We start from the raw sequence: 354 nt of genomic DNA, 5'->3' as shown, positions 1-354 counted from the left end.
TGATCCGGAAGAGACCGCCGAATGGGTTGAGTCCCTGGACGCGCTGATCAGGGAACAGGGCACCGAGCGTGCCCAATACATCATGCGGAGCCTGCTGCAGCGTGCCGGCGCGCAGAGCGTGGGCGTGCCGATGGTGACCACCACGGACTACGTGAACACCATCCCGGTGGACCAGGAAGCACCGTTCCCCGGCAACGAGGAATACGAACGCCGCTACCGGGCCTACATGCGCTGGAACGCCGCGATCATGGTGCACCGGGCGCAGAAGGCCAGCATCGGCGTCGGCGGCCACATCTCCACCTACGCCGGGGCCGCGACCCTGTACGAGGTCGGGTTCAACCACTTCTTCCGCGG

1 pseudogene is annotated in these 354 nt (G+C 66.4%); it reads left to right on the top strand.

Annotated features, from left to right (window positions below):
• Nucleotides 1-354: pseudogene (locus NQJ30_RS18925) on the top strand (pyruvate dehydrogenase (acetyl-transferring), homodimeric type); the annotation flags it as partial.

It is taken from the genome of Pseudarthrobacter sulfonivorans (assembly GCF_024391045.1).
GTDB lineage: Bacteria > Actinomycetota > Actinomycetes > Actinomycetales > Micrococcaceae > Arthrobacter > Arthrobacter sulfonivorans_B.
This window is presented reverse-complemented; position numbering and strand designations above follow the sequence as displayed.